This is a genomic window from Archangium sp. (assembly GCF_036388035.1).
Classification (GTDB): Bacteria; Myxococcota; Myxococcia; order Myxococcales; family Myxococcaceae; genus Archangium.
The window spans coordinates 1-5,455 of record NZ_DASVSO010000189.1; the positions used below are offsets into that span (position 1 = coordinate 1).

8 protein-coding genes are annotated in these 5,455 nt (G+C 72.3%); 6 read left to right on the forward strand and 2 right to left on the reverse strand.

What is annotated here, in order from left to right; all coding sequences use genetic code 11:
• Positions 1–254 precede the first annotated feature (254 nt).
• The 4 genes from VF697_RS08280 to VF697_RS08295 all read left to right on the forward strand — a co-directional run bounded on the left by VF697_RS08280 (position 255) and on the right by VF697_RS08295 (position 3,081).
• Complete coding sequence (locus VF697_RS08280) at positions 255–662, forward strand: DUF2203 domain-containing protein (RefSeq protein WP_331093013.1); 408 nt, start codon at positions 255–257, stop codon at positions 660–662.
• A 136-nt stretch (positions 663–798) separates the two neighbouring features.
• On the forward strand, positions 799–1,269 hold the full coding sequence (locus VF697_RS08285) for a hypothetical protein (protein WP_331093015.1): 471 nt from the start codon (positions 799–801) through the stop codon (positions 1,267–1,269).
• A 73-nt stretch (positions 1,270–1,342) separates the two neighbouring features.
• The gene (locus tag VF697_RS08290; protein WP_331093017.1) at positions 1,343–2,251 is read left to right on the forward strand and encodes an NmrA/HSCARG family protein; all 909 of its coding nucleotides are present in this window, start codon (positions 1,343–1,345) and stop codon (positions 2,249–2,251) included.
• Between the two features lie 83 nt (positions 2,252–2,334).
• The gene (locus tag VF697_RS08295; protein ID WP_331093019.1) at positions 2,335–3,081 is read left to right on the forward strand and encodes a hypothetical protein; all 747 of its coding nucleotides are present in this window, start codon (positions 2,335–2,337) and stop codon (positions 3,079–3,081) included.
• On the opposite strand, the gene VF697_RS08300 is transcribed toward VF697_RS08295, so the two are convergent.
• The gene (locus tag VF697_RS08300; RefSeq protein ID WP_331093021.1) at positions 3,078–3,353 is read right to left on the reverse strand and encodes a hypothetical protein; all 276 of its coding nucleotides are present in this window, start codon (positions 3,351–3,353) and stop codon (positions 3,078–3,080) included. The genes VF697_RS08295 and VF697_RS08300 overlap by 4 nt on opposite strands.
• Positions 3,354–3,566: 213 nt before the next feature.
• Here VF697_RS08300 and VF697_RS08305 point away from each other — a divergent pair, with 213 nt between their 5' ends.
• On the forward strand, positions 3,567–3,824 hold the full coding sequence (locus tag VF697_RS08305) for a hypothetical protein (RefSeq protein ID WP_331093023.1): 258 nt from the start codon (positions 3,567–3,569) through the stop codon (positions 3,822–3,824).
• 60 nt (positions 3,825–3,884) lie between these two features.
• On the opposite strand, the gene VF697_RS08310 is transcribed toward VF697_RS08305, so the two are convergent.
• Entirely contained in the window at positions 3,885–4,847 is a 963-nt protein-coding gene (locus tag VF697_RS08310) for an ornithine cyclodeaminase family protein (protein ID WP_331093025.1), read from the reverse strand.
• 245 nt (positions 4,848–5,092) lie between these two features.
• On the opposite strand from VF697_RS08310, the gene VF697_RS08315 reads away from it, so the two are divergent.
• The coding region (locus tag VF697_RS08315; protein ID WP_331093027.1) for an RsbRD N-terminal domain-containing protein at positions 5,093–5,455 on the forward strand (363 nt) is incomplete at its 3' end.

Here is a 5,455-nt window from a genome sequence, read left to right on the forward strand (position 1 = left end):
GACGGCGAGCGCGAAGCCGACGGCGAAGGCCCCGGCTCGCAAGAGCGTGGCCGCTCCCGCCATGAAGGCCGCCTCGCTGGGGCGCAAGGTGCTGACGCGCGCCGCCGCCGCGGCGAAGAAGGGCGTGGCGCGGGTGGTGAAGAGCGCCACCACGCGCAAGCCGACGAAGAAGCGCTGAGGGGCACCCGGGGCGCGCGGCTCCTCCTTAATAGGGAGGATCCGCCGTCCCCTCGGGCGATAAGCTCGGGGCCGCCATGCGCTACTTCGGAGTGGAAGAAGCCAACCGCCTCATTCCGCTGCTCACCCGCACCTTCGCGCAGGTGCGGCCGTGGGTGGCGCGCGCGCAGGCGCTCGTGCGCGAGCTGGAGTCGCTCCAGGCCGCCGGGGCCGGGCCGGAGCGCACCGCGCCCCTGCGCGCCGAGCGCGACACGCTCCTCGAGAACATCCGCGCCGAGCTGGAGCACTTCCAGGAGCTGGGCGTGGAGCTCAAGGCCGCGGACGGCCTGGTGGACTTTCGCGCCCTCAAGGCCGGGCGCCCCGTGTACCTCTGCTGGCGCTACGGCGAGCCCGCGGTGGCGCACTGGCATGAGCTGGAGGGCGGCTTCGCCGGGCGTCAGCCCATCGTCCATGCCCAGGACTTCTCCCCCTCCTACCTGAGCTGAGCCAACCAGGGCGCGGAGGGCTCGTCCGCACGCTCGCCCGTACGCCGTTCCGCCCCTGGGGGGTGCTGCCTACCTTGCTCCCACGCGGACGCCATGGGGACAGGCACACAACCCGTCCGCGAGGGAGACACGACGGATGCGGACGTACGGCTTCGAGGATTCCAAGGCCCACAAGTCGGACAGCGACACCCACGCGGGAGGCGCCAGGTACGGGCGTCAGCACGCGCGGACGGCCGAGCTGTACCACCAGCGCCGGCTGAAGCGGCAGCGCGAGGAGCAGCTGGCCGTCAACGCCGTCCAGCCGCCGCCGATGGGCACCGAGGCCCCTTCTCCCCTGGAGATGCCGAAGCAGGCCGTGGAGCCGCACATGGACTCCAAGCCGGAGACGTCCGGGCACGAGGGACTGAGGGATCGGGCCCAGCAGGCGGTGACGAGCGTGCTCCAGGCCGCGCGGGAGCTTCACCCGCTGGAGAACGCGAAGAAGCTGGCCGGCGAGGCGGTGTCCGGCGCGCTGCGGGTGGTGCGCCAGGTGTCCGCCCGCGCCGCCTCCCGGAAGTCCCTGGACACGACGAGGGGCGAAGAGGCGAAGAAGGGCAGGAAGCGCTAGCCCGCTTCCCCGTCCCTCGCCCCCCGCCACCGGCCATCCCCATTTTGGGGAAGGTTCTGCCCGGAGAGATGCCATGTTCCAACCCCTGACCGTGCTGGTGACCGGTGCTACCGGGAAACAGGGCGGTGCCCTGGCCCGTCTTCTTCTCAAGCGAGGACACCGCGTCCTCGCCTTCGTCCGCTCCCCGGACTCCGCCGCCGCCAAGGAGCTGGAGCACCGCGGCGCCGAGCTCACCCCGGGCGACTTCGATGATCCGGACAGCCTCGAGCGCGCCATGCGGGGCGTGGACGCCGTGTTCGCCATGGCCACCCCCTTCGACGCCGCCGGGCTCGAGGGCGAGGTGCGCCACGGCCGCCACCTCATCGACAGCGCGAAGCTCGCCCGCGTGCGCCACTTCCTCTACTCCTCGGTGGCCGGCGCGGAGCAGAACACCGGCATCCCCCACTTCGAGACGAAGCACGTGGTGGAGCAGCACCTGCACCACAGCGGCCTGCCCTACACCATCGTGGCGCCCGTCTTCTTCATGGAGAACTTCGTGGGGCCGTCCTTCTCGCAACGGCTGCACGAGGGCGTGCTGTCGCTGCCCCTGCCGCCCCACGCGGGGCTGCAGATGGTGCCCATGGCGGACCTGGCCGCCTTCTGCGCCCGCATCCTGGAGTGGCCCGACGAGTTCATCGGCCGGCGCCTCGAGGTGGCCTCCGACGAGGTGACGGGCGAGCAGGCCGCGGCCCTCATCGCCTACGTCAGCGGGCACAAGCTGCACTACGAGGAGGCCCCGCTGGGGGCGCTGCGCTCGCGCAACGAGGACCTGGCGCGGATGTTCGAGTGGCTCCAGACGGTGGGCTACCACGCGAACATCTCCGGGCTGCGGCGGGACTACCCCGAGGTGGGCTGGCACACCTTCGAGGACTGGGCGCGCGTGCAGGACTGGGACACACTGCTGGGCACCACCTGGCGCGGAGCCACCGCCGCCGAGCCCTAGTCCCGTCCGCACTCCGAGCGGCCATCCCCTCGCGGCGCGCATGCCGACAGGGACACTCCTAGCTTTCCAACAGGAGGTCCCCCATGCGCACGCGTGCCCTGTTGCCCACGCTCGCGGCCCTGCTGCTCGCCGCGGGCTGCGTTATCGAGACGAAGTTGCAGCCGCTGCCCGCGGCGGAGACGACCCAGAGCGGCTCGGCCGTGGCCGAGGAGCAGGGCGTACGCCTGGTGGCGGATGGAGACGCCTGGAAGGGCACGCCCTCCCACCTCGAGCGCCTCGTCACCCCGGTGGAGGTCCGCATCGAGAACCAGAGCGGCCGGCCCCTGCGCCTCCAGTACGAGGAGTTCGTCCTGGTGGGCGGCTCGCGCTTCCAGTACGCCGCCCTCTCCCCCTTCGAGCTGCGGGACGAGAACCTCGCCATGGGTGGCTCGGGCTCCGAGCTGGGCCACGTCGCCCTGTCCGTGGGCGCGGGCGTGGGCCACGGGGCCTGGAGCTCGGGCGTCTGGGGCCCGGGGCCCTTCTACCGCATGTATGGCTGGGGGCCGGGGGTCAGGAGCTGGAATGATCCGTTCTTCAACCCCTGGGGCGACCCCTTCTACGGCAACCCCTACACGTCCTGGCTCCCCCCGGAGCCGCTGCCCACGCGGGACATGCTGCGGCGCGCGCTGCCCGAGGGCACGCTGGAGCCGGGCGGCACCGTCACCGGCTTCCTCTACTTCCAGGACGTGAGCGAGCGCGAGGGCAGCGTCACCCTCCAGGCGCGACTGGTGGACGCGCGCACCGGCGAGCAGTTCGGCACCCTCACCATCCCCTTCGGCGTGCGCTCCTAGTGCAGCAGCGTGGGGCGCTCCGCCATGGACAGCGGCGGGTGGGGCAGCAGCGAGTCCTCGCCGATGAGCCCCACCTTGCGGCGGATGGCCTCCCCCTTCACGGGCAGGCCGAAGAAGGGGCCGAAGAGGCACAGGTCGAAAGCCCCCGCGAGCAGGGGCAGCAGCCCCGCCAGCGCCATCAGCTTGCCCTTGGGCGAGCCGGTGGCCAGTCCTCCCATCACCATTCCCGCGCCAGTCAGCATGCGCGTCCATCGTCCCGTTCTCGACGCCATGAACCCCACCATCATCACGCACCTCCAGGCCTGATGAAGATGGACATGCGCGCTCCTGACACCAGCGCCCACCGGGTCGCTCGCTGTCTTCGTGCACCGGCCAACCCTCTCGCCCCGCCTGGTTGCTCCCCTGGTGCCACTCCGGGGAGGCGTACCTAAGCTTGATTTCCGGGGTCGCGGGCGCTGCCCCGTGGACAGAGGAGGAGCGGGTTCATGGTGGACCGTTCGGAACTGCATGAGGGGATGGTGGTGTGGACGCACCGTGGCGAGAAGCTCGGCCATGTCATCGAGGTGACGGACGAGGAGTTCATCGTCGAGAAGGGGGTGCTCGTCTGGCGCAAGGGCTACGCCGTGCGGCTGGATGATGTGCGGGCGGTCATCGCGGACGAGGTGTTCCTCAACCATGGCCCGGACAGCCTCATCTCGGCGCCGAGGGAGATCGACCCACCGACGCGCCGCACCCTTCACTGAGCCCGCCTCACCCCAGGTGAGGACGGCTTCCCTCGAGGCGCCCGGGCCCGGAGGCCCGGCTCAGGCGCGGAAGTCCACCCGCTGCACGGCGTCATCCGCGCGCGCCCCGAGGTAGACGTGCCAGGCGGCCACCAGGTCCTGGAAGGGCAGCCCCACCGCGCCGAAGAGGGTGACCTGCCCGGCGTCGGTGCGCCCCTGCTTCGTGCCGGCGAGCACCTCGCCCAGCTCGGCGTGGATGACTTCCTCGCCCAGGCCCACGCCGGCCGGCGCGCCCATGGCGAGCGCCAGCGCCCGGTTGTCGCAGAAGAAGGTGGACTGGCGCAGCAGCCCGGCGGAGAGCTCGGCCAGCCCTGGCTCGTCCGCGCCCAGGGCGGTGACGTGCGTGCCCCCGCGCAGCATCCCCGGGAAGAGGAAGGGCTCGCGCGCCGAGGTGGCGGTGATGACGATGTCCGCGTCCGCCACCGCCTCCTCCACCGACTCGGCCGGCCGCACCGGCAGGTTGAGCGCGTGGTACATGCGGGTGGCGAACTCCACGGACTTCGTCAGGTCCGGGTCGTAGATGCGCACGTGGTTGAGGCTGCGCACCAGCCGCAGGCTCTTGAGCTGCATCGAGGCCTGGGGCCCCGCGCCGATGAGGGCCACCCGGGAGGCGTCCTGCCGGGCGAGCACGTCCGAGGCCAGCGCCCCCACCACGCCGGTGCGCAGCGCCGTGAGGTGCCCCGAGTCCATCACCGCCAGCAGTGAGCCCGTCTCCAGGTCATGGAGCTGCACCGTGCCCTGGATGGCCGGGGAGCGGCCGGGGAACCTCGCGTGCACCTTCACGGTATAGGCGGGGATGCCGGGCAGGGTGCCGGGGAAGACCACCAGCGCGGAGCCCTCGGCGTGCAGTGGGGCCCGGGCGCGCTGGGGCTCCACCGAGCGGACCTCGGCGTCGGCGCGGAAGGCCTCGCGCATCTCGGAGAGGAGGGTGAGGGCCTCCATGTGGCGGACGACATCGGCGCGGGTCAGCAGGAGCGTGCTCATCTTTCCCACAACCTAACCCTTCCCCTCCCGTGGGGTGGGAGTTCGCGCGAGCCGGGGCGCGGACGCCGCCCCGGAGGGAGGGACGGACGAGGCGCGGGGCGCCGGGCGGCCCCGCTGCCGGGCGAGGGAATCCCCCGCCCTCGCTCCGAAGGCCTCCCACTGGTTCGCGGGTACGAGGCCGTGACATGCCCCCATGAGCACCCTCACGTCGGGTCGGTGGGGGGCAGCCTTTCGGGGGCGCGCGCATGCGGGACCAGGAACCACCTCGACCGCCCCAGGGGATGGACCTGGAGGCGGAAGAGCGGCAGGGACTGGCGGGCTTCCTCCGCCAGCACCGGAAGGACATCCTCTCGGACTGGGAGCACGCCCTGCACCTGCGCCACCCGGAGCCCACCCCGAACGGCGCGCTGCTGCGTGACCACCTCCCCGACTTCCTGGACCGCCTGGCGGACGCGGCGGAGCACCCCCGGGCAGGCGGCGCCGCCCAGGTGTCCCAGACCCTCACCGACGAGGACGCCCTGGAGCGGCTGGAGCAGGGGTACGAGCCGGGAGCGGTGGCGCTGGAGTACGGCCTGCTGCGCCACAGCATCCTCCAGTGCCTGGAGCAT

Excerpts from the sequence above, each read along its gene's own strand:
- VF697_RS08280 (WP_331093013.1), top strand. The coding sequence starts at position 255 with ATGCGCTACTTCGGAGTGGAAGAAGCCAACCGCCTCATTCCGCTGCTC.
- VF697_RS08285 (WP_331093015.1), top strand. The coding sequence starts at position 799 with ATGCGGACGTACGGCTTCGAGGATTCCAAGGCCCACAAGTCGGACAGC.
- VF697_RS08290 (WP_331093017.1), top strand. The coding sequence starts at position 1,343 with ATGTTCCAACCCCTGACCGTGCTGGTGACCGGTGCTACCGGGAAACAG.
- VF697_RS08295 (WP_331093019.1), top strand. The coding sequence starts at position 2,335 with ATGCGCACGCGTGCCCTGTTGCCCACGCTCGCGGCCCTGCTGCTCGCC.
- VF697_RS08300 (WP_331093021.1), bottom strand. The coding sequence starts at position 3,353 with ATGGCGTCGAGAACGGGACGATGGACGCGCATGCTGACTGGCGCGGGA.
- VF697_RS08305 (WP_331093023.1), top strand. The coding sequence starts at position 3,567 with ATGGTGGACCGTTCGGAACTGCATGAGGGGATGGTGGTGTGGACGCAC.
- VF697_RS08310 (WP_331093025.1), bottom strand. The coding sequence starts at position 4,847 with ATGAGCACGCTCCTGCTGACCCGCGCCGATGTCGTCCGCCACATGGAG.